An 18,724-nucleotide genomic window follows, 5' to 3' on the forward strand; every position below is an offset into this window, starting at 1 on the left:
GTGAGGATTTTGTGAATCACCTGTGACCTTGTGGGTGTCCCAGTCGCAGGTGATCTTACGCGATCGCGGTGGGTCCTTCGGACCGCAGGGGCCGGTTCGTCCCGGTGTGACGGTGGTTCAGCCCGCGGCGGCGGCCGTCAGTTTGGCGATCCGGTCCGCGTCGCGGGTGCGCGGGCAGGTGACGCAGAGGTCCTCGGGGCGCACGGTGTAGAACATGCAGCAGCTCGCCCGGTCGCGGGTGGGCTGGGGGTACCCCCTGCTCGAAGAGCTTGGGGGAGACTCGCCGTCCGGCCCGGTCAGCTCCCGGAAGGCGGCGGAGCCGACGTACGGCCGGGTCGCTCCCGGCAGCAGCAGTTCCAGTTCGCGCATCGCCCGCCGCTGCTCGCCGAGCAGATGGGCGACGTACCAGAGACCCTCGACGATCTCGTCGGTCGCCATGCCCCACAGGGCGCGCCCGCGTCGGCGCATGCGGGGGCCGAACCCGGTCAGCACGGGCTCCAGGTGCTCGGCGACGGCCGCGCGCAGTTCGGCCCGCAGCGCCTCCTCGTCGGGCACGACGCGCGCGCCGGGCAGCGAGGCCGCCGGGTCGCCCGGCAGGCAGGCGAAGGCGGTGGGACGTACGGCCATGCGGCCGGCGGTCCGGTCGTAGGAGACGTGGGTCACGGGGAGACGGGGCACCCGGCGGTGCAGGAACCACGGCACGGTGAACAGCAGGCAGGCGGGCCAGGCGTAGCGGTGCAGTCCGAAGGTCGCCACGACGTCCGGGCGGGCGGGTGTGCCGTAGTCGCGCAGCACCTGGGCGTCGTCCCAGGCCAGGAAGGCGTCCAGGCCGGTCCCGCCCGCCGCGAGGGAGGCGGCCGGGGTCCAGCCGCCGCCGTCCGGGACGGGCTCGCCGGGGCCGGGCTCCGTCACCGTGAGGCCGGGGAAGACCTCGGTGAGGCGGTCGTAGGCGTCCGCCACGGCCGAAGGGGGCACAGGCATGCCGGATCCACCGTTTTCACATCGACTGCAGGTAAGGCTTACCTTACTTCACTCAATCGAAATGTGAAGCCTTGGCCTACAGTGCCTAAGGTGCTTGACGGCTGGTCGACAACCCGCCGTAATGACCACAAGCACCTCAAGCACCCCAAGCCCGGAGGAGAACCGTGAAGCAGGGCGCGCAGGACTCCACCGGCATCCGGACCCCCGGGGCCGGCGGGAGCGCCGTGCCGCGTGTGCCGTGCCAGCCGCAGGCCGGGGACCTGCGGCGCGAGCAGGGAGCCGCTGATCCGTGGCGAAAGCAGGAGGCCACGGCTGCCGCGGACCGCCCGGCGGAGGGCGTCCGCGGCGAGCACACGCACGGCGAAGCGCCCGTGCCGAGCCCCCGGCCCCTGGTGCGGCGCTCCTCCGTGCGCGGTCAGATCCTGCAGGCCCTGCGCACTGCCCTGGTGGCGGGGGAACTGAAACCCGGCGAGGTCTACTCGGCGCCCGCGCTCGGCGAGCGGTTCGGGGTGTCCGCGACCCCCGTGCGCGAGGCGATGCAGCAACTCACGCTGGAGGGCGCCGTCGAGGTCGTGCCCAACCGCGGCTTCCGGGTGGTCGAGCGAGGCGGCCGCGAGCTCGCCGAACTGGCCGAGGTGCGGGCCCTGCTGGAGGTGCCGGTGATGCTGCGGCTGGCCCGCCGCGTGCCCGTCGAGCGCTGGGCCGAGCTGCGGCCGCTCGCCGAGGCCACCGTGCGGGCCGCGTCCTCCGGCTGCCGGGCGACCTACGCCGAGGCCGACCGCGCCTTCCACCGCGCGGTGCTGTCCCTCTCCGGGAACGAGCAGCTCGTCCAGATCGCCGATGACCTGCACCGCCGCGCGCAGTGGCCGCTCGTCGGCGGCGCCGTCCGCCCGGCCCGCGCCGACCTGCTCGCCGACGCGGCCGAACACACCGCCCTCCTCGACGCCCTCGTCGCCCGCGACGTGGAAGTGGTCCGCAGCCTGGCCACCGAGCACTTCGCAGGAGCGGACTAGCGGACCAGCGGACCAGCGGACGCGCGGACCGAAGGGTGCGGGCCGTGCGCGGCCCGCTTCCCGCTCAGACCGTCGCCGCCCCCGGTGCCGGTGGGGCTGGTGCCAGTTGGTGGGCCAGCCAGGTCGGTACGCCGCCCAGGAGACGGAACAGGCGGCGGGCCTCCTCGCGCAGGCGGGACGCCTCCGGTTCGGTTTCCGTGTCGGACAGGGAGACCAGGGCCGGCGCGGTGCCGACGAGGTAGCCCAGTTCCTCGCTGAGGCGGAGCGACTCGGCGAAGCCGTTCCGGGCCTCGGCCAACTCGCCCTCCCGCAGCGCCAGTCCGGCCAGATGGCGCCAGGTGAAGGAGAGCAGCAGCGGATCGCCGTGCGCGATCGCGCCCGCGTGCGCGCGCCGGAAGGCGGCGTGCGCGGCCTGAGGGGACCGGGTGAGGTTCTCCGCGATCAGACCGCGCCGGAAGTCCAGCAGGGCCCGCCCCGGCACCCCGGGCGGCACCAGCGCCGCGGCCCGGCCGAGCGCCGACCGCGCCTCGTCCGCCCGGTCCCGTACGCCGTGCAGCGTGGCCGCGTAGGCAAGGTACCCGCGTTCACAAGCGGCCGCGCCCCGCTCCTCGTCGGTGTCGGCCAGCGCCTCCGCGGTGCGCAGCGCGTCCTCGGCCTCCTCCCAGCCCGCCTCGGTGTACAGGCAGCGTTCGACCAGCAGCGCCGTCCTCTGGAGCGCGGCGGCCGCGGTGGCCGACTGGAGCAGCGCCGCCGCGTCGGCCCAGCACGCGCGTGAGCGCAGCCGCCATACCGCGGTCTGGAGTGGATCGTCACCAGGGGTCGTTCCGTTACCAGACATGGCGGTATGCGCCACGTTGCCCTCCCCGAGCACGCCATCGAGCCTTGAGTGGTGGCGGCATCTCAGCACGAAATCCGTGGCCCGGCCAAGAGGATGGGTGAAAAATTTCACAAAGTCGTGGGACGGAGGGGGCACAGGTGGCGCGCCCCCCTCGTCCGCCGCGGCCTCAACTCATGCGCAGCGCCAGGAAGAAGTCCAGCTTGTCCTCCAGGCGGGACAGGTCACGGCCCGTCAACTGCTCGATACGCCCGACCCGGTAGCGCAGCGTGTTGACGTGCAGGTGGAGCCGGGTGGCGCAGCGGGTCCAGGAGCCGTCGCAGTCGAGGAAGGCCTCCAGGGTGGGGATCAGCTCGGCGCGGTGACGGCGGTCGTACTCCCGCAGCGGGTCAAGGAGTCGCGCGGTGAAGGCGCGGCGCACGTCGTCCGGGACGAAGGGCAGCAGCAGTACGTGGGAGGCCAGCTCCTGGTGCCCGGCCGCGCAGACGCGCCCCGGGCGCGCCGCCGCGACCCGCCGGGCGTGCCGGGCCTCCTCCAGTGCCCCGCGCAGCCCCTCGGCCGAGTGCACGGTCGCGCTGACGCCCAGGGTGAGCCGCCCGTCGCCGTCGAGTCCGGCCGACAGCGGGTCGCGTACGGCCTCCAGCAGCGCGTCGGCGAGGATCCCGGTCTCGGAGCCGTCGTGCTCGGTCGAGACGGCGGGGAGCGGTACGAGCGCGATCGCCTCGTCGTCCGTGTGGGCGACGGCTGTCCGGGCGGAGGGCTCGGCACTGCTCCCGTGCGTCCCCCTGCCCGAAGAGCCGGGGGGAGCGTCGACGAGGATCTCCTCAAGGAGCGCCTGGGCGATCCGCCCGCCCTCGCCCCGCCCGTCGTCCCACTCGACGCTCGCCACGATCACCTGCCAGTGCGGCGCCGCCCCGATACCGGGCAGCAGCACCGGCGCGGCCACCCTCAGCCGCGCGGCGACCTCCGCGGGCGGCGCGCCGGTCTGCACCAGCTCCAGCACCTCCTGGGCCAGGCGCCTGCGCACCGTGCGGGCGGCGTCGCGGCGGTCCCGTTCGACCGCGATGAGCTGGGTGACGCCCTGGAGCAGGTCCAGCCGCTCGTCGGGCCACTCGCCCGCGTCCGCCTCCACGGCCAGCAGCCAGTCCGACAGCACCGTCTCGCGCACGTCCGGAGCGGCCTGCGCGGATTGCGGCGAGCGGCCACCGCCGCGGATGGGGAACAGGGAGTACGTCGTCGGGCCCAGCGTCACCCGGTGCGGGCCGCGCCGGCCGGTGCGGGCGGCCGACAGGTGCTCGGCGGCGAGCCGGGCACACACGTCGGGGGCCAGCGCCGGACCGGGCACCCTGGGCCCGGCGATGAGCCGGCCGGTGGGGGAGAGCAGCCAGGCCCGCAGGTCCAGGTCGGAGCCCAGCAGGTCGAGCACCACGTCCGGGCCGCCGCCCGCCGGGCCGGCCGTCATCATCCTGCGGTGCCGCTCCACCACGGCCGCGAGGTCACCGGCGCGCTCGCCGGACACCTGCCGCACGACGTGCTCGGTGATCGTCGCGAACGCCACCGACTCGTTCACCGCGAACAGCGGCAGCCCGTGCCGGGCGCAGGCCGCCACGAGGTCCTCGGGCACTGGCCCCAGCTCCGCCTCGCCCGCCGCCAGGGCGGCCACCCCGGCCCGTACCAGGATCCGTACGAACGGCTCGGAGTCGGCGGCGTCCCGGCGCCAGGCGAGCCCCGACAGCACCAGCTCACCGCCGGAGAGGTAGCGGCTGGGATCGCGCAGGTCGGTGGTCATGACACCCCGGACGGTGCGGTCCAGCTCCTCCTCCCCGCCGAGCAGCTTCAGGCCCAGCGCATCGGTGTCCAGCAGTGCGCGCAGCCGCATTCTCGTCGCCGCCGTTCTGTGTCTCGAAAAGTACGATGGATCATGTGGCGGGGGCCCGCCCGCGTGGCCGGGGCGACAGCTCCGCCAGGAGGTGAGGCCGCGTCCCCCCGGCCACCGCTGTTTCCAGGGGGAACGGAAGAGGTTTCTGAAGGCCTCGTTTCATACGAATCTACAAGATGCCCGCGCTGGCCAGCCAAACCCTTCATGGTTTCCGTGACTCACGGGCCGGAGCGGTGAACTGTGTACTGGTCCCACTCCGCGTAAAAGGGACAGGAACGAGCCGGGCCCGCCGCACACGGATTGGCTCAATCCGTACTCACGACGACTTGCGACGACTCAAGAGACGAAGAAGAGAGCCGGTCATGGACTTCCTTCGCCCCGCCAGCTGGGAGGAGGCGCTCGCCGCGAAGGCCGAGCACCCCGCCGCCGTGCCGATCGCGGGCGGCACCGACGTGATGGTCGAGATCAACTTCGACCACCGCCGGCCCGAGTACCTCCTCGACCTGAACCGGGTCGCCGACCTCCAGGAGTGGGAGGTCGGAGAGGACGCCGTGCGGCTCGGCGCCTCCGTTCCGTACACGAAGATCATGGAGAACCTGCGGGCCGAGCTGCCGGGCCTGGCCCTCGCCTCGCACACGGTCGCCTCCCCGCAGATCCGCAACCGCGGCGGGGTCGGCGGCAACCTCGGCACCGCCTCCCCGGCGGGCGACGCCCACCCCGCCCTGCTGGCGGCCGGCGCCGAGGTCGAGGTGGAGTCGGTCCGCGGCTCCCGCCGGATCCCGATCGACGACTTCTACACCGGCGTCAAGCGCAACGCCCTGCAGCCCGACGAGCTGATCCGCGCCGTCCATGTCCGCAGGGCCGACGGACCGCAGCAGTTCTCCAAGGTCGGCACCCGCAACGCCATGGTCATCGCCGTGTGCGCCTTCGGCCTCGCCCTGCACCCGGAGACCCGGACGGTGCGCACCGGCATCGGCTCCGCCGCGCCCACGCCCGTCCGGGCGAAGACCGCGGAGGAGTTCCTGAACGCGGCGCTCGACGAGGGCGGCTTCTGGGACAGCGGGGAGATCATCACCCCGTCGGTCGCCCGGCAGTTCGCGCAGCTCTGCTCCGCCGCCTGCAACCCGATCGACGACGTCCGGGGCACCGCGAGCTACCGCCGCCACGCGGTGGGCGTCATGGCCCGCCGGACGCTCACCTGGACCTGGGAGTCGTACCGCGGCGCACGAGGCACCGCCTGTCAGAAGGGGGGCGCTGCGTGATGCGCGTCAACTTCATCGTCAACGGACGACCGCAGCAGGCCGACGACGTCTGGGAGGGGGAGTCCCTGCTGTACGTCCTGCGCGAGCGACTGGGGCTGCCCGGCTCCAAGAACGCCTGCGAGCAGGGTGAGTGCGGATCGTGCACGGTGCGCCTGGACGGCGTGCCGGTGTGCTCCTGCCTGGTCGCCGCCGGGCAGGCCGAGGGCCGCGAGGTCGTGACCGTCGAGGGCCTGGCGGACTTCGCCGAGCAGCGGTCCGGCGGCACTCGGGCCCGCGGCACGACGCTGGAGGACGCCCAGCGGTGGCAGCCGCGGGGCGCGCAGCCCGGCGTGGGCGGTGAACTCTCGCCGATCCAGCAGGCGTTCATCGACGCGGGCGCCGTCCAGTGCGGGTTCTGCACCCCGGGCCTGCTGGTCGCCGCCGACGAGATGCTGGAACGCAACCCCGACCCGACCGACGCGGACATCCGCGAGGCCCTGTCGGGCAACCTGTGCCGCTGCACGGGCTACGAGAAGATCATGGACGCGGTCCGCCTGGCGGCCGCCCGGCAGTCCGAGGGGGTCTGAGATGGCCTCCTCCGAGACCTCCACCACGTCCGGCCGGGGCGGTGGCCCCACCGGCGTGCCCACCAAGGTCACCCAGGGCTCCCGGACCAGGGGCGGCATCGGCGAGTCCACGCTCCGCCCGGACGGCATCCTCAAGGTCACCGGCGAGTTCGCGTACTCCTCCGACATGTGGCACGAGGACATGCTCTGGGGCCAGATCCTGCGCTCCACGGTCGCGCACGCCGAGATCGTCTCGATCGACACCGCCGAGGCCCTCGCCATGCCGGGCGTGTACGCCGTGATGACGTACGACGACCTGCCCACCGAGGTGAGGAACTACGGCCTGGAGATCCAGGACACCCCGGTCCTGGCCCACGGCAAGGTCCGCCACCACGGCGAGCCCGTGGCCGTCGTCGCCGCCGACCACCCGGAGACCGCCCGCCGCGCCGCCGCCAAGATCAAGGTGGAGTACCGGGAGCTGCCGGTGATCACCGACGAGGCCTCCGCGACCGCGCCGGACGCCGTCCTCGTCCACGAGAACCGCACCGACCACCACATGGCCCACGTCTCCCACCCCAACATCGTCCACCGCCAGCCGATCGTCCGCGGCGACGCCGAACAGGCCGCGAGGAGAGCCGACTTCGTCGTCAAGGGCGAGTACCACTTCGGCATGCAGGACCAGGCCTTCCTCGGCCCCGAGTCCGGGCTCGCCGTGCCCGAGGAGGACGGCGGCGTCCACCTCTACATCGCCACCCAGTGGCTGCACAGCGACCTGCGCCAGATCGCCCCGGTGCTCGGACTGCCGCCGGAGAAGGTCCGCATGACGCTGGCCGGCGTCGGCGGCGCCTTCGGCGGACGCGAGGACCTGTCGATGCAGATCCACGCCTGCCTGCTCGCACTGCGCACCGGCAAGCCCGTCAAGATCGTCTACAACCGGTTCGAGTCCTTCTTCGGGCACGTCCACCGCCACCCGGCCAAGCTGTACTACGAGCACGGGGCCACCAAGGACGGCAGGCTCACCCACGTCAAGTGCCGGATCGTGCTGGACGGCGGCGCGTACGCCTCCGCCTCCCCGGCGGTCGTCGGCAACGCCTCCTCGCTCGGCATCGGCCCCTACGAGGTCGACGACGTCGACATCGAGGCCATCGCCCTCTACACCAACAACCCGCCCTGCGGCGCGATGCGCGGCTTCGGCGCGGTCCAGGCGTGCTTCGCCTACGAGGCGCAGATGGACAGGCTCGCCGACGCCGTCGGTATGGACCGGGTGGAGTTCCGGCAGCTCAACGCCATGTCCCAGGGCACGATCATGCCGACCGGGCAGCCGGTCGACTCCCCGGCCCCGGTCGCCGAACTCCTGCGCCGCGTCAAGGCGATGCCGATGCCGCCGGAGCGCCAGTGGGAGAGCTCCGAGGGCGCCGACGTCCGGCAGCTCCCCGGTGGCCTGTCCAACACCACGCACGGCGAAGGCGTCGTCCGCGGGGTGGGCTACGCGGTCGGCATCAAGAACGTCGGCTTCTCCGAGGGCTTCGACGACTACTCCACCGCGAAGGTCCGCATGGAGGTCTTCGGCGGTCAGCCGGTCGCCACCGTGCACACCGCGATGGCGGAGGTCGGCCAGGGCGGCGTCACCGTCCACGCGCAGATCGCCCGCACCGAACTGGGCGTCACCCAGGTGACCATCCACCCGGCCGACACCCGGGTCGGCAGCGCCGGTTCGACGTCCGCTTCCCGTCAGACGTACGTCACCGGCGGCGCCGTCAAGAACGCCTGCGAGCTGGTGCGCGAGAAGGTCCTGGAGATCGGGCGCCGCAAGTTCGGCTCCTTCCACCCCGCCTGGGCCACCGCCGAACTCCTGCTGGAGGGCGGCAAGGTGGTCACCGACGGCGGCGAGACCCTGGCCGACCTGGCGGACGTCCTGGAGGACGAGGCCGTCGAGGTGGAGGAGGAGTGGCGGCACCGGCCGACCGAACCCTTCGACCTGCGCACCGGTCAGGGCAACGGCCATGTGCAGTACTCCTTCGCCGCGCACCGCGCCGTCGTCGAGGTCGACACCGAACTCGGCCTGGTGAAGGTGATCGAGCTGGCCTGCGCCCAGGACGTCGGCAAGGCACTCAACCCGCTGTCCGTCGTCGGGCAGATCCAGGGCGGCACCACCCAGGGCCTGGGCGTGGCGGTCATGGAGGAGATCGTCGTCGACCCGAAGACGGCCAAGGTGCGCAACCCGTCCTTCACGGACTACCTCATCCCCACCATCCTCGACACGCCGACCATCCCCGTCGACGTGCTCGAACTCGCCGACGACCACGCGCCGTACGGACTGCGCGGCATCGGCGAGGCCCCCACTCTGTCGTCGACCCCCGCCGTCCTGGCGGCGATCCGCAACGCGACGGGACTGGAGCTGAACCGCACGCCGGTCCGGCCGGAACACCTCACCGGCATGTGAGCCCACGGCGTCCGAACCGCCGAACCCCGGGGGGGAGTTCGCCCGCCCCCCGGGGACCCCAACTGTTCGGGCGACGGCCCCATGACCCGGCAGTCAGTGGGCCCGAGGGCCGCTCGCCGCAGGTGCGCTCTCCGCACGACCGTCGCAAGGAGGCCGACAGAGATGCTGGACATCGCCGAGGAACTTCACCGGTGGGTCGCGCAGGGACGCGACTTCGCCGTGGCCACCGTGGTGGCCGTCGGCGGCAGTGCACCGCGCCGGCCGGGTGCCGCCCTCGCAGTGGACGCCGAGGGCACGGCCATCGGCTCCGTCTCCGGCGGCTGTGTGGAGGGCGCCGTGTACGAGCTGTGCCGGCAGGCGCTGGAGGACGGCGAGACCGTCCTTGAGCGCTTCGGCTACAGCGACGAGGACGCCTTCGCCGTCGGCCTGACCTGTGGCGGCGTCATCGACATCCTCGTCACACCGCTCCGGGCCGCCGATCCCGCCCGTACGGTGGCCGCGTCCGCGCTGGCCGCCGCCGCGCGCGGGGAGGCGGCGGCCCTGGCGCGCATCGTGTCCGGACCGGCGGGGATGCCGGGCCGGGCCCTGCTGGTCCGCCCGGACGGTTCCCGGGAGGGCGGCCTCGGCGGCCATCCGGAACTGGACCGCACGGTCGCGGGCGAGGCGTCCGCCTTCCTGGACGCCGGGCGCACCGGCACCCTGGAGATCGGTGAGCGGGGCTCGCGCTGCGGCGCCCCGCTCACGGTCCTCGTCGAGTCCGCCGTGCCGCCGCCCCGGATGATCGTCTTCGGGGCGATCGACTTCGCCTCGGCGCTGGTGCGCATCGGCGGGTTCCTCGGCTTCCACGTCACCGTGTGCGACGCCCGGCCCGTCTTCGCCACCCGGGCGCGCTTTCCGGAGGCCGACGAGATCGTCGTCGAGTGGCCGCACGAGTACCTCGCCCGCACCGGCGTCGACGCCCGTACGGTGCTGTGCGTCCTGACCCACGACGCCAAGTTCGACATCCCGCTGCTCGAGCTGGCGCTGCGCCTGCCGGTCGCCTACGTCGGCGCCATGGGCTCCCGCCGCACCCACCTCGACCGCAACCGCCGCCTGCGCGAAGTCGGCGTGACGGAACTGGAGCTGGCGCGGCTGCGGTCCCCGATCGGCCTCGACCTCGGCGCCCGTACGCCCGAGGAGACGGCCCTGTCGATCGCCTCCGAGATCGTCGCGGCCCGGCGCGGCGGCAGCGGGGTGTCCCTCACCGGAGCGCACACCCCGATCCACCACGACGGCGTGCCGACAGTCAACGGACGGATCAGTTCGGTCGCCTGACGCCGTATCAGCTCTGTGAGGGCTGCCTGAGCAGCCGGTTCAGCGCCCGCCCGAACACCGCACGGGCCGCGCCGCGCAGGGGCTCGTCGAGCAGACCCGGCAGGAAGCGGACCCGCAGCTCCTCCCGCCACACCACCCGCGTACGGCCCCCGGGACCGGGCCGGACCTCGAACTCGGCCCAGCCCAGCACCACCCGGCCCCGCTTCTCCACCCGGCACAGCCCCGGCTCGCCGTCGGCCGGCGGACGCCAGACGGTGACCTCCATCGGATCGTCGAAGCCGAGCGGGCCGACCCCCGAACGGGCCACGAACACCGTGCCCTCGCGGGTCGGCGCGGGCGTGACCACGTTGATGCGGGTCAGCGGCACCGTGTCGGCATGCCGCGACCACCGCGTGATCCGCCGCCACGCCTCGTCGAGGGGGAGCGGCGCGGTGCGTTCGAGCGAGAAGTTCACCACGGCACGATCGTAGGCAATCGGGGGCGCCCCACCGCACGTTCGCCGCCCGCTCACACGGTTGGCCGAGCGCCCGAGCGCCCGGGCGCACCGCGGACCGGCCGCCGTGCGAAAGGTGAGGGACCGCGGCTACGGCCGGTAGACCTTGCCCGGCTCCGCCCTGCCCGGCGCCAGCAACTGCGGCACGGTGACGAAGACGTACCCGCGCTCCTTCAGCGCGTCGATGATGCCGGGCACCGCGGGCACCGTGCCCGCGTAGATGTCGTGCAGCAGGATGATCCCGTCCCGGGAGGACTGGTCGAGGACGCGCCGGGTGATCAGCGCGGAGTCGGTCGTGGTGTAGTCCTTGGCGGTCACGCTCCACAGGACCTCGGACATGCCCAGTTCCTTGCAGATCCGGTGCACGGTGTCGTCGGTGCGCCCCTGCGGCGGGCGCATCAGGGTCGGCTTGCGCCCGGTCAGCCGCTCTATCTCCTCGTTCGGGCGCTGTATCTCCTCGCGTACGCGGTCCGCCGGTATCCGGGTCAGGATCTGGTGGTCCCAGGTGTGGTTCGCGACCTCGTGGCCCTCGGCGGCCATGCGCACGACCAGCTCCGGGTACTTCTCGATGTGCCGGGCTCCGAGCAGGAAGAAGGTCGCCGGTACCTGTTTCTCCTTGAGGATGTCCAGCAGCCGGGCCGAGTTCTCGCTCGGCCCCGCGTCGAAGGTCAGCGCGATGCACTTGGCGTGCCGGCAGTCCACCGTGCCGAACCCGGCCGGCGCGCCCGCCGCGGGGCGCGCCCGGGCGTCGCTGGGCGCCGTGCTGCCGTCGGCGCAGCCGGTGAGTGTCATGCAGGCGGCCGCCAGTGCAGTCAAAGCCGCCATTGCCCGGAACCGGGCCCCCGTCTTCTTCGTCTTCCTGGTCGCACAAGGCATGCCGGGACTATACGCCGCGGGTATAGACGCAGTTCATAGCGGGGTCGAATAAGCGTTCGAATTTGCGGCTTGCGGCCGGCCGAGGCGTCTCCACGGCGGTGACCGGGCCCGCCGGGCAGTGCGTCAGGACTCCGCCCGGCGGCACAGCAGCCGCAGCGCGCAGAACAGCGTCACCGGCCACACCGCCGCGAACGCCCATATCACGCCCGGCTCCGAGCTGACGGCCCCGGCCGTCAGGAGGGCGAGCGAGACCGCCGTCAGCAGCATCACGGCCCACAACGGAGGGGCGTAGGACGCCACCCGGCAGAGGACCGGCCGCTTGCGCCCGGACCGCAGCCGCCGGACCAGACGGCGGTCACGGCTGAGGGCGCGTTCTATCTCGTTCAAAATCCGCTGTTCGCGGTCGGGGAGTCGGCCTGTCGACACTGTTGCTCCTACGGGGAACCGGTCTGCCGTGAATCCTCTCCGACTGCCCCTCCCACCCCGGACTAACCGGCGCGCCGGTCCGCGCCCGCGGGATGTGGCCGGAAGGGTGCCCCGGGGTACCCGCACACAGGGCGGAAGGAGTGACGCCCATGAGGTTCGAGGACCGCGCGCAGGCCGGCCGGCGATTGGCCGAACGGCTGCGCCCCCGGTACGAGGCGGGCGCACTGCCCGACCCCGTCGTGCTGGCGCTGCCCCGCGGCGGTGTCGTGGTGGCCCGGGAGGTCGCGCGGGCGCTGGACGCCCCGCTGGACGTGGTCGTGGTCCGCAAGATCGGCGCCCCCTCGCAGGAGGAGTACGGCCTCGGCGCGATCGCCGGGGACGACCCGCCGCTGTTCGACAAGACGGCCCTGCACCTGCTCGGCCTCACCGAGGAGGACCTCGCCCCGGTGGTCGAGCGCGAACGCGCCGAGCTGCGCCGCCGCACCCGCCGCTACCGCCACGGCCGCCCCGCCCCCGACCTGCGCGGACGCACCGCGATCGTCGTCGACGACGGCCTGGCCACCGGCTCCACCGCCCGCGCCGCGCTGCGGCACGTGCGGCGTGGCGCGCCCGCGCACACCGTCCTCGCCGTCCCCGTCGGCGCACCCGAGGCAGTGCGGGCGCTGAGCGGCGAGGCCGACGAGCTGATCTGTCTCCACCAGCCGTCCTGCTTCACCGCCGTGGGCGTCTGGTACCGCGACTTCGGGCAGCTGACGGACGAGGAGGTGCTGCGGGCCCTGACGGACGGCTGAGAGGAGGCATGCCCGTGCCCCGCATGGACCCCGGCGAGGCGCGCCGCCGGTTCCTCGCCGCCCGGGTGGCGAGGCTGGCCACCGTGGACGCGGCAGGGCGCCCGCACCTGGTGCCCACGGTGTTCGCCGCCCTCGGCGAGGACGGACTCGTGACGGCCGTCGACCGCAAGCCGAAGACCACGACCCGGCTTGCCCGCCTGCGCCACATCGAGGCCACCGGGTCCGTGTCCCTGCTGGCGGACGACTACGACGAGGACTGGGACCGCCTGTGGTGGGCCCGCGCCGACGGCGACGCCCGGATCGTGCCGCCCGACGCGGAGGACGAGCGGACCGTGGTGGATTACGGGACCGCGCTCGCCCGGCTGCTGCGCAAGTACCCGCAGTACCGCGAGGTCCCGCCGCACGGACCGGTGATCGCGATCACCGTCCGCCACTGGACGGGCTGGTACGCCACCGGACCTCCTCCCGCCGCCGGTGACCGGGGCGCTGACGAAGGAACGCCAAGTCCCTGACGAAAGAGGACAGATACTGTCCTCGATGGCCGCTACCGTGCGGACATGAGGAAGACGACGACCACCGCGTCGGCCCCCGTGCTCGGTGTGCGCGCACTCAACCGGGCGACCCTCGACCGGCAGTTGCTGCTCCGCCGCGCGCCGCTGACGGCCGGGGCCGCCGTGGAGCACCTGGTGGGCCTCCAGGCGCAGAACGTCAGGCCGCCGTACTACGCTCTCGCCGCCCGCCTCGACGGTTTCGCACCGGAGCGGCTGTCGGAGCCGATGGCCGCCCGCGAGGTGGTCCGCATCGTCACCCTGCGCTCGACCATCCACACCCACACCGCGGACGACTGCCTCACCCTGCGATCGCTCGTGCAGGGCGCCCGTGAGCGCGAACTCCACCTGTTCCGCAAGGGCCTGTACGGCGTCGACCTCGACCGGCTCACCGCACTCGCCCGCGACCTCGTGGAGGCCGAGCCGCGCACGATGACGCAGCTGCGCGCCGCGCTCGGTGCCCAGTGGCCCGACGCCGACCCGCAGGCCCTCGGCGTCGCCGCCCGCTGCCTGCTCCCGCTGGTGCAGGTCACCCCGCGCGGGCTGTGGGACAGGAGCGGGCAGGTCGCCCTCACCACCGCCGAGCACTGGCTCGGCCGCCCCGCGGACCCCGGCCCTCGGGAAGGGGACCACGCCGCCCTCGAAGCCGCCGTCCTGCGCTACCTCGCCGCCTTCGGTCCGGCCTCCGTCCGGGACATGCAGACCTGGGCGGGCCTGACCCGGCTGCGCCCCGTCTTCGACCGGCTCCGCCCCCGGCTCGTCACGTTCCAAGGCGACGGCGGCACCGAGCTGTTCGACCTTCCCGACGCTCCCCGGCCCGACCCGGACACCCCGGCACCGCCCCGCTTCCTGCCCGAGTACGACAACCTGCTCCTCTCCCACGCCGACCGCTCCCGCGTGGTGCCCGCGCGGTACCGGGGCCGCAACGCGCAGGGCAACCAGGCCCATCGCACCCTCCTCGTCGACGGCTTCCTGGCGGGGCTGTGGAAACCGGAGGGCGACACCCTGGTGGTCGAGCCCTTCGACCCGCTGACCCGGGCGCAGCGGCAGGACGTGACCGCGGAGGCCGAGCGCATGCTCGCCGCCCTGCATCCGGGAGCGTCGTACGACATACGGTTCGGGACCGTCGCAGGAGGGTGAGGCCCCCGAGGCCGGGGTGGGGACGTGGAGAGGGGGCGTTGCGGGCCGCTCGTGGTGGCTCGCAACGCCCCCTGGCTTTCACCGGGGCCGGCTCAGGTCAGAACCTGCTCGGTCACGAGGCTGGAGAAGGAGGCCAGCCGGGTGTAGACACCCGGCCGGCCCGCCTCGGCACAGCCGTCGCCCCAGGAAGTGATCCCTGCCAGGACGCCCCCGATGAGCAGGGGACCGCCGCTGTCGCCCTGGCAGGTGTCGACGCCGCCGGATGTGTATCCGGCGCAAACCATGTCGCTCGCGACGAAGTCGGAGCCGTAGGAGTCGCGGCAGTCGCTGTCGGACACGACGGGCACCGCCGCCGTCCGCAACTCGTCGGAGGAACCGCCGTTTTCGCGGGTGGTGCCCCAGCCCAGGACACGGGCGGTCATGCCGGGCGCGTACACACCGGTGCCGGCGGGGGAGACGTACGACGCCGTGGCGTACGGCATCGGCGACTTCAGGGTGAGCACGGCCACGTCGCCGCCGCCGGCGGCGTCCGTGTATTTCGGGTCGAACCAGACCCCGCTGACCTCGCCCACCGTGCCGTCGGTGCCGTCGAGACGGGTGCGTCCGCCCACCACCCGCATGTTGTCCGCGATCTCGCCGACCACGCAGTGCGCGGCGGTGACCACCTTCGTGGGCGCGACCAGGGTGCCGCCGCAGAACTGTGCGCCGGCCGCGTCCGTGATCTGCATGACGAACGGGTACTCCGCCGTGGTGGTCGCCGTGCCGCCGACGACCGGCCGGGGAGCGGCGGCCGCGGAGGGAGCGGTGAGCGCGGCCGCGGCAGCGCCGACCGTGACCGCGGTGGCGGTCCGTCTGGCGCGGGTGAGGCCGAACATGCGTCTCCTCGGGGCAGGCCGGTGGGGGATCGCGCGGGCGGGGGAGCACGGGGGTCGTGGGGTCCGTGCTCGGCTTCCGTGTGCCCGGGCGAGCGGCACGACCCTTACGCTAGGACCGGGCCCACCCTCCTCCAATGAGGGAACTCCCTAGGGGAGCCGGGCAGGGAAATCCCTCGGTCCCGCCCCGGTGACCGCCGGTGGGCCCCGGCGGTCCGCTCCCGTCCCGCGGCGCGCTCCGGTGCCGGTCCTCACTGCGTCCACACGGTCGTCCACGCGGTCAGTCAACCCGCGCCGCGCTCACTTCGCGCGCCGGCCTGCCGCCAATCGGACGATGTCGACGCGCGAGCGGATCCCCAGCTTGCGGTAGACCCGGGTCAGGGTCGCCTCCACCGTCTTGACGCTGATGAACAGCCGCGCGGCGATCTCCCGGTTGGTCGCGCCCTCCATGACCAGCGACGCCACCTGACGCTCCATCGCCGCCAGTCCGTCCAGCGCCGCCGGGGCCACCTCCGGCTGCCGTGCGGGCCTGGCGGCCGCGGCCTCCTCCACCCGGCGCAGCCACGGCAGCGCGCGGCAGCGCCGGAACAGCCGCGCCGCCTCGTCGTACGTGGTCGGCCCCGGCACGGGAGCCGTTCCGCCCGGGCCGGCTCCCAGGGCCGGGGCGAGGGAGCGCAGCCGGGCCAGCGCGAACGCGGCGCGGGCCTCCTCCAGGCCGTTGCCGAGTTTCGCCAGCCGGTCCTGTGCCGACGTCAACTGGTCCATGGCCGCGTCCCGTTCGCCGCGGGCGGCGCGCACCTGCGCCTCGGAGCGGTCGAGGACGGCCAGCACGCTCTCGCGGCCGAGCCGCAGCGCGTGCTCGCGGGCCGCGTCGATGACGTGCTGGGCCTCGGTGAGTTCCCCGGTCCGCACCAGGGCCTCCGCGAGGTCGCCGTGCCAGCGGCCGCGTGCCGGATCGGTGATGCCGAGCCCCAGTTCCAGCTCCCGCACCCGGCACAGCGCCGTCACGGCGGCCTGGTCGTCCCCGGCCACCAACTGGGCGTGCCCCAGGGCGGTCAGGGCGCGCGAGAGGTACATCTGGTCGCCGTCCTCCTCGGCGTGCCCCACCGCCTCACGGGCCAGCGCCAGTGCCCGGTCGGTGCTGCCGCCGGACGCCTCGGCGAGGGAGGCGAGGGTGGCCGAGGCGCTCTCGCCGATGCCGGTGTCCCGGGCCATCCGCAGGCTCTCACGGGCCAGGTCCAGGGCCCGGCCGCAGTGGCCGGAGCGCAGTTCGGTCTCGCCGAGCAGACGCAGGAAGTGCACCTCGCTCTCGACCATGCCGCGCCGCCGCACCTCGCGCAGCAGCGCGGTGATGGTCGCCCGGGCCTCGGGCAGCCGGTCGCTCATCAGCAGCCAGCGGTAGCGGGCCGAGCCGACGCCGTTGTGATGGCAGGCCACGTACGGGTCCTGAGGCTCCCTCAGCGCCCGCTTGATGGTGACCGGGGCGTTCGGATGCCCCATCAGGGTCTCGGTGGAGGCCTGGAAGGCGAGCGCCATCAGCTCGACGCGCCGGTCCCGGCCGCGCTCCGCCAGTTCGGCGGCGTGTGCGGCCTCCTGGCGGGCCTCGGCGAAGTCGCCCTCCACGACCAGCCCGCGCCAGGCGAGCTGGTAGTGGACCAGGGCGAGCAGCCGGGGGTCGTCGCCCGCGTCGGCCAGCGCCTGCGGGAAGACCCCGTCCACGTCCCCGAGGGCCTGGCCGGCCGACTCGATCACCACCATCCAGGCCCGCACGCGTTCGGCGGGCACGGTGGCCCGGGTCAGCACCTCACGGGCGATGTCCCGGGCGAGGTCCACCTCGCCGGCCGTGATGGCGTCCTCGGCGGCCTGCAACCGCCGGCCGTCCGGGCCCGGCCCGCTGCCGGGCGGGGTGTGGCGGGCGGCGAGCAGGCCCAGCGAGGCGGCCACCGAGGGCGCCCCGCGGTCCCGGGCCAGCGCGGCGGCCTCGGCGAGCCGGGAGGCCACCTCCGGGTCGGTGCCGGTGGTGGCCAGGGCCAGGTGCCGGGCCCGTTCGATGGGGTCGGGGGCGGCGGTGGCCAGGGCGGCGTGGGCGGCCCGCCGCTCCTGGGTGGGCGCCTCCGCGTACAGGGCGGCCGATATCAGCGGGTGGGCGAACCGTACGGCGGGGCCCTCCGGTTCGGTGGCCAGCAGGCCGAGTTCGGCGGCCTGCGCGCACTCGGCCTCGGCGTTGCCGCGGCCGGCGGCGTGCAGCAGGGCGGGGGTGGGGCGGGCGCCGGCGCTGGCCACCAGCAGGGTGCGGCGGGCCTCGTCCGAGAGCATCTCGAGGCGGCTCAGGACGAGGGCGCGCAGCGAGGTCGGCACCGGCAGCGGCTCGCCGGGCCGGGGCGGGGTGGGGCTCTCGGCCAGGGCGCGGCCCAGCTCCAGCGCGAACAGGGGGTTGCCGCCGCTGGTGCGGTGGATGTCGCGGACGGTGGAGCGGGGCAGGTTGGAGTAGCCGCGGTGGCCGAGCAGGGCGGAGACCTGGGTACGGGTCAGCGGGCCCAGCCGGACCGAGAGGGTGTCCGGCGGGCAGGCGCGCAGATGGCGGTCGTACTCCTCCTCCTCGGTCCGCACCGCGCACAGCATCTGCACCGGCGTATCGCCGAGGCGCCGGGCGGCGAAGCCGAGCAGTTCGGCGCTGGCCGAGTCCAGCCACTGGAGGTCGTCGGCGACGATCAGGACCGGGCCCTTCGTGGCGAGCGCGCGCAGTGTGGAGAGCACGGCCAGGCGCAGGGCGAGCCCGTCGCGCTGGAGGGTGGACTCGCCGCGGCCGGTGAGTGCCGACTCCAGCGCGGTGTGCTGGGCGGCGGGCAGCTTGCCGGACACCTCGTCCAGGACCAGGCCGAAGAGGTCGGCCAGGGCGAGGAAGGGCAGGTGGGATTCGGACTCGGTGGCGGAGCAGCGCAACACGGTGCGGGCGCTCGTGGCGTATTCCGCGGCCAATGCCCGCAGCACCGTCGACTTTCCTATTCCGGCGGGCCCGTGCAGCAGCACACTCCCACCGCGCGCGAGCTGCTCCCGCGCCGCCGCGGACGGCTCCTGCTGGCCGATGACCAGCTCGGAACGGCAGTTCGCAGGGCCCTTGAAGTCCCGTCGCACGGTCACCGCTCCCCTCGAGTGTCGTGTTCGGGCCAAATTCTAGGCAACCTGCCCGTGAATTTCGGACAGCCGGGGAGGTGAGCGAAATAACAGTGCGCGAAGCATGGCCATATTCAAAGCACCGTTGAATGAATACGACCCCCGCACGAAGGGCCCTTCGAAGGTACCCCC

General features: G+C 73.9%; 16 protein-coding genes. 8 read left to right on the top strand and 8 right to left on the bottom strand.

What is annotated here, in order from left to right; all coding sequences use genetic code 11:
- Positions 1-117: 117 nt before the first annotated feature.
- Positions 118-981 (bottom strand): (2Fe-2S)-binding protein, encoded by an 864-nt coding sequence (locus tag OIE49_RS28325; RefSeq protein WP_326804738.1) that lies wholly within the window; start codon positions 979-981, stop codon positions 118-120.
- A 164-nt stretch (positions 982-1,145) separates the two neighbouring features.
- Between OIE49_RS28325 and OIE49_RS28330 the strand changes: the two genes are divergently transcribed.
- A complete protein-coding gene (locus OIE49_RS28330) occupies positions 1,146-1,994 on the top strand; it encodes a GntR family transcriptional regulator (RefSeq protein ID WP_326804739.1) in 849 nt (282 codons plus the stop codon).
- A gap of 64 nt (positions 1,995-2,058) precedes the next feature.
- Here OIE49_RS28330 and OIE49_RS28335 read toward each other — a convergent pair whose 3' ends face one another.
- Together OIE49_RS28335 and OIE49_RS28340 are read right to left on the bottom strand one after the other, a co-directional pair.
- Complete coding sequence (locus OIE49_RS28335) at positions 2,059-2,832, bottom strand: hypothetical protein (RefSeq protein ID WP_326804740.1); 774 nt, start codon at positions 2,830-2,832, stop codon at positions 2,059-2,061.
- Positions 2,833-2,998: 166 nt separating this feature from the next.
- Entirely contained in the window at positions 2,999-4,708 is a 1,710-nt protein-coding gene (locus OIE49_RS28340) for a PucR family transcriptional regulator (protein ID WP_326804741.1), read from the bottom strand.
- A gap of 362 nt (positions 4,709-5,070) precedes the next feature.
- On the opposite strand from OIE49_RS28340, the gene OIE49_RS28345 reads away from it, so the two are divergent.
- From OIE49_RS28345 to OIE49_RS28360, 4 genes are all read left to right on the top strand, one after another.
- On the top strand, positions 5,071-5,970 hold the full coding sequence (locus OIE49_RS28345) for an FAD binding domain-containing protein (RefSeq protein ID WP_100566465.1): 900 nt from the start codon (positions 5,071-5,073) through the stop codon (positions 5,968-5,970).
- A complete protein-coding gene (locus OIE49_RS28350; protein WP_326804742.1) occupies positions 5,970-6,536 on the top strand; it encodes a (2Fe-2S)-binding protein in 567 nt (188 codons plus the stop codon). Before OIE49_RS28345 ends, OIE49_RS28350 begins: the two co-directional genes overlap by 1 nt.
- A 1-nt stretch (position 6,537) precedes the next feature.
- The gene (locus OIE49_RS28355) at positions 6,538-8,958 is read left to right on the top strand and encodes a xanthine dehydrogenase family protein molybdopterin-binding subunit (protein ID WP_326804743.1); all 2,421 of its coding nucleotides are present in this window, start codon (positions 6,538-6,540) and stop codon (positions 8,956-8,958) included.
- A gap of 162 nt (positions 8,959-9,120) precedes the next feature.
- The gene (locus tag OIE49_RS28360; RefSeq protein WP_326804744.1) at positions 9,121-10,272 is read left to right on the top strand and encodes an XdhC/CoxI family protein; all 1,152 of its coding nucleotides are present in this window, start codon (positions 9,121-9,123) and stop codon (positions 10,270-10,272) included.
- Between the two features lie 7 nt (positions 10,273-10,279).
- Here the strand turns inward: OIE49_RS28360 and OIE49_RS28365 are convergent, their stop codons facing one another.
- The 3 genes from OIE49_RS28365 to OIE49_RS28375 form a co-directional block, all read right to left on the bottom strand.
- On the bottom strand, positions 10,280-10,729 hold the full coding sequence (locus OIE49_RS28365; protein ID WP_326804745.1) for an SRPBCC family protein: 450 nt from the start codon (positions 10,727-10,729) through the stop codon (positions 10,280-10,282).
- Between the two features lie 126 nt (positions 10,730-10,855).
- On the bottom strand, positions 10,856-11,641 hold the full coding sequence (locus OIE49_RS28370; RefSeq protein ID WP_326804746.1) for a polysaccharide deacetylase family protein: 786 nt from the start codon (positions 11,639-11,641) through the stop codon (positions 10,856-10,858).
- 123 nt (positions 11,642-11,764) lie between these two features.
- Positions 11,765-12,067, bottom strand: coding sequence for a DUF3040 domain-containing protein (locus tag OIE49_RS28375; protein WP_100566470.1), 303 nt, complete (start codon positions 12,065-12,067; stop codon positions 11,765-11,767).
- 149 nt (positions 12,068-12,216) lie between these two features.
- Between OIE49_RS28375 and OIE49_RS28380 the strand changes: the two genes are divergently transcribed.
- Genes OIE49_RS28380 through OIE49_RS28390 form a run of 3 tightly spaced genes read left to right on the top strand, consistent with a single transcriptional unit; the run spans position 12,217 to position 14,546 of the window.
- Entirely contained in the window at positions 12,217-12,858 is a 642-nt protein-coding gene (locus OIE49_RS28380) for a phosphoribosyltransferase (protein ID WP_326804747.1), read from the top strand.
- A gap of 14 nt (positions 12,859-12,872) precedes the next feature.
- A complete protein-coding gene (locus tag OIE49_RS28385; protein WP_326806348.1) occupies positions 12,873-13,370 on the top strand; it encodes a TIGR03668 family PPOX class F420-dependent oxidoreductase in 498 nt (165 codons plus the stop codon).
- 45 nt (positions 13,371-13,415) lie between these two features.
- The gene (locus OIE49_RS28390; RefSeq protein ID WP_326804748.1) at positions 13,416-14,546 is read left to right on the top strand and encodes a winged helix DNA-binding domain-containing protein; all 1,131 of its coding nucleotides are present in this window, start codon (positions 13,416-13,418) and stop codon (positions 14,544-14,546) included.
- A gap of 92 nt (positions 14,547-14,638) precedes the next feature.
- Here the strand turns inward: OIE49_RS28390 and OIE49_RS28395 are convergent, their stop codons facing one another.
- Both OIE49_RS28395 and OIE49_RS28400 read right to left on the bottom strand, forming a co-directional pair.
- The gene (locus OIE49_RS28395) at positions 14,639-15,421 is read right to left on the bottom strand and encodes a S1 family peptidase (protein ID WP_326804749.1); all 783 of its coding nucleotides are present in this window, start codon (positions 15,419-15,421) and stop codon (positions 14,639-14,641) included.
- Positions 15,422-15,718: 297 nt separating this feature from the next.
- Positions 15,719-18,559 carry a helix-turn-helix transcriptional regulator gene (locus tag OIE49_RS28400; protein ID WP_326804750.1) on the bottom strand — a complete coding sequence of 947 codons (2,841 nt, stop codon included), beginning with the start codon at positions 18,557-18,559 and terminating at the stop codon, positions 15,719-15,721.
- Positions 18,560-18,724 lie beyond the last annotated feature (165 nt).

Source organism: Streptomyces sp. NBC_01788, assembly GCF_035917575.1.
Classification (GTDB): Bacteria; Actinomycetota; Actinomycetes; order Streptomycetales; family Streptomycetaceae; genus Streptomyces.

Bases quoted from the DNA above. Each gene is read 5' to 3' on its own strand.
- OIE49_RS28325 (WP_326804738.1), bottom strand. From the start codon at position 981: ATGCCTGTGCCCCCTTCGGCCGTGGCGGACGCCTACGACCGCCTCACC.
- OIE49_RS28335 (WP_326804740.1), bottom strand. From the start codon at position 2,832: ATGTCTGGTAACGGAACGACCCCTGGTGACGATCCACTCCAGACCGCG.
- OIE49_RS28340 (WP_326804741.1), bottom strand. From the start codon at position 4,708: ATGCGGCTGCGCGCACTGCTGGACACCGATGCGCTGGGCCTGAAGCTG.
- OIE49_RS28345 (WP_100566465.1), top strand. From the start codon at position 5,071: ATGGACTTCCTTCGCCCCGCCAGCTGGGAGGAGGCGCTCGCCGCGAAG.
- OIE49_RS28350 (WP_326804742.1), top strand. From the start codon at position 5,970: ATGCGCGTCAACTTCATCGTCAACGGACGACCGCAGCAGGCCGACGAC.
- OIE49_RS28355 (WP_326804743.1), top strand. From the start codon at position 6,538: ATGGCCTCCTCCGAGACCTCCACCACGTCCGGCCGGGGCGGTGGCCCC.
- OIE49_RS28360 (WP_326804744.1), top strand. From the start codon at position 9,121: ATGCTGGACATCGCCGAGGAACTTCACCGGTGGGTCGCGCAGGGACGC.
- OIE49_RS28370 (WP_326804746.1), bottom strand. From the start codon at position 11,641: ATGCCTTGTGCGACCAGGAAGACGAAGAAGACGGGGGCCCGGTTCCGG.
- OIE49_RS28380 (WP_326804747.1), top strand. From the start codon at position 12,217: ATGAGGTTCGAGGACCGCGCGCAGGCCGGCCGGCGATTGGCCGAACGG.
- OIE49_RS28390 (WP_326804748.1), top strand. From the start codon at position 13,416: ATGAGGAAGACGACGACCACCGCGTCGGCCCCCGTGCTCGGTGTGCGC.
- OIE49_RS28395 (WP_326804749.1), bottom strand. From the start codon at position 15,421: ATGTTCGGCCTCACCCGCGCCAGACGGACCGCCACCGCGGTCACGGTC.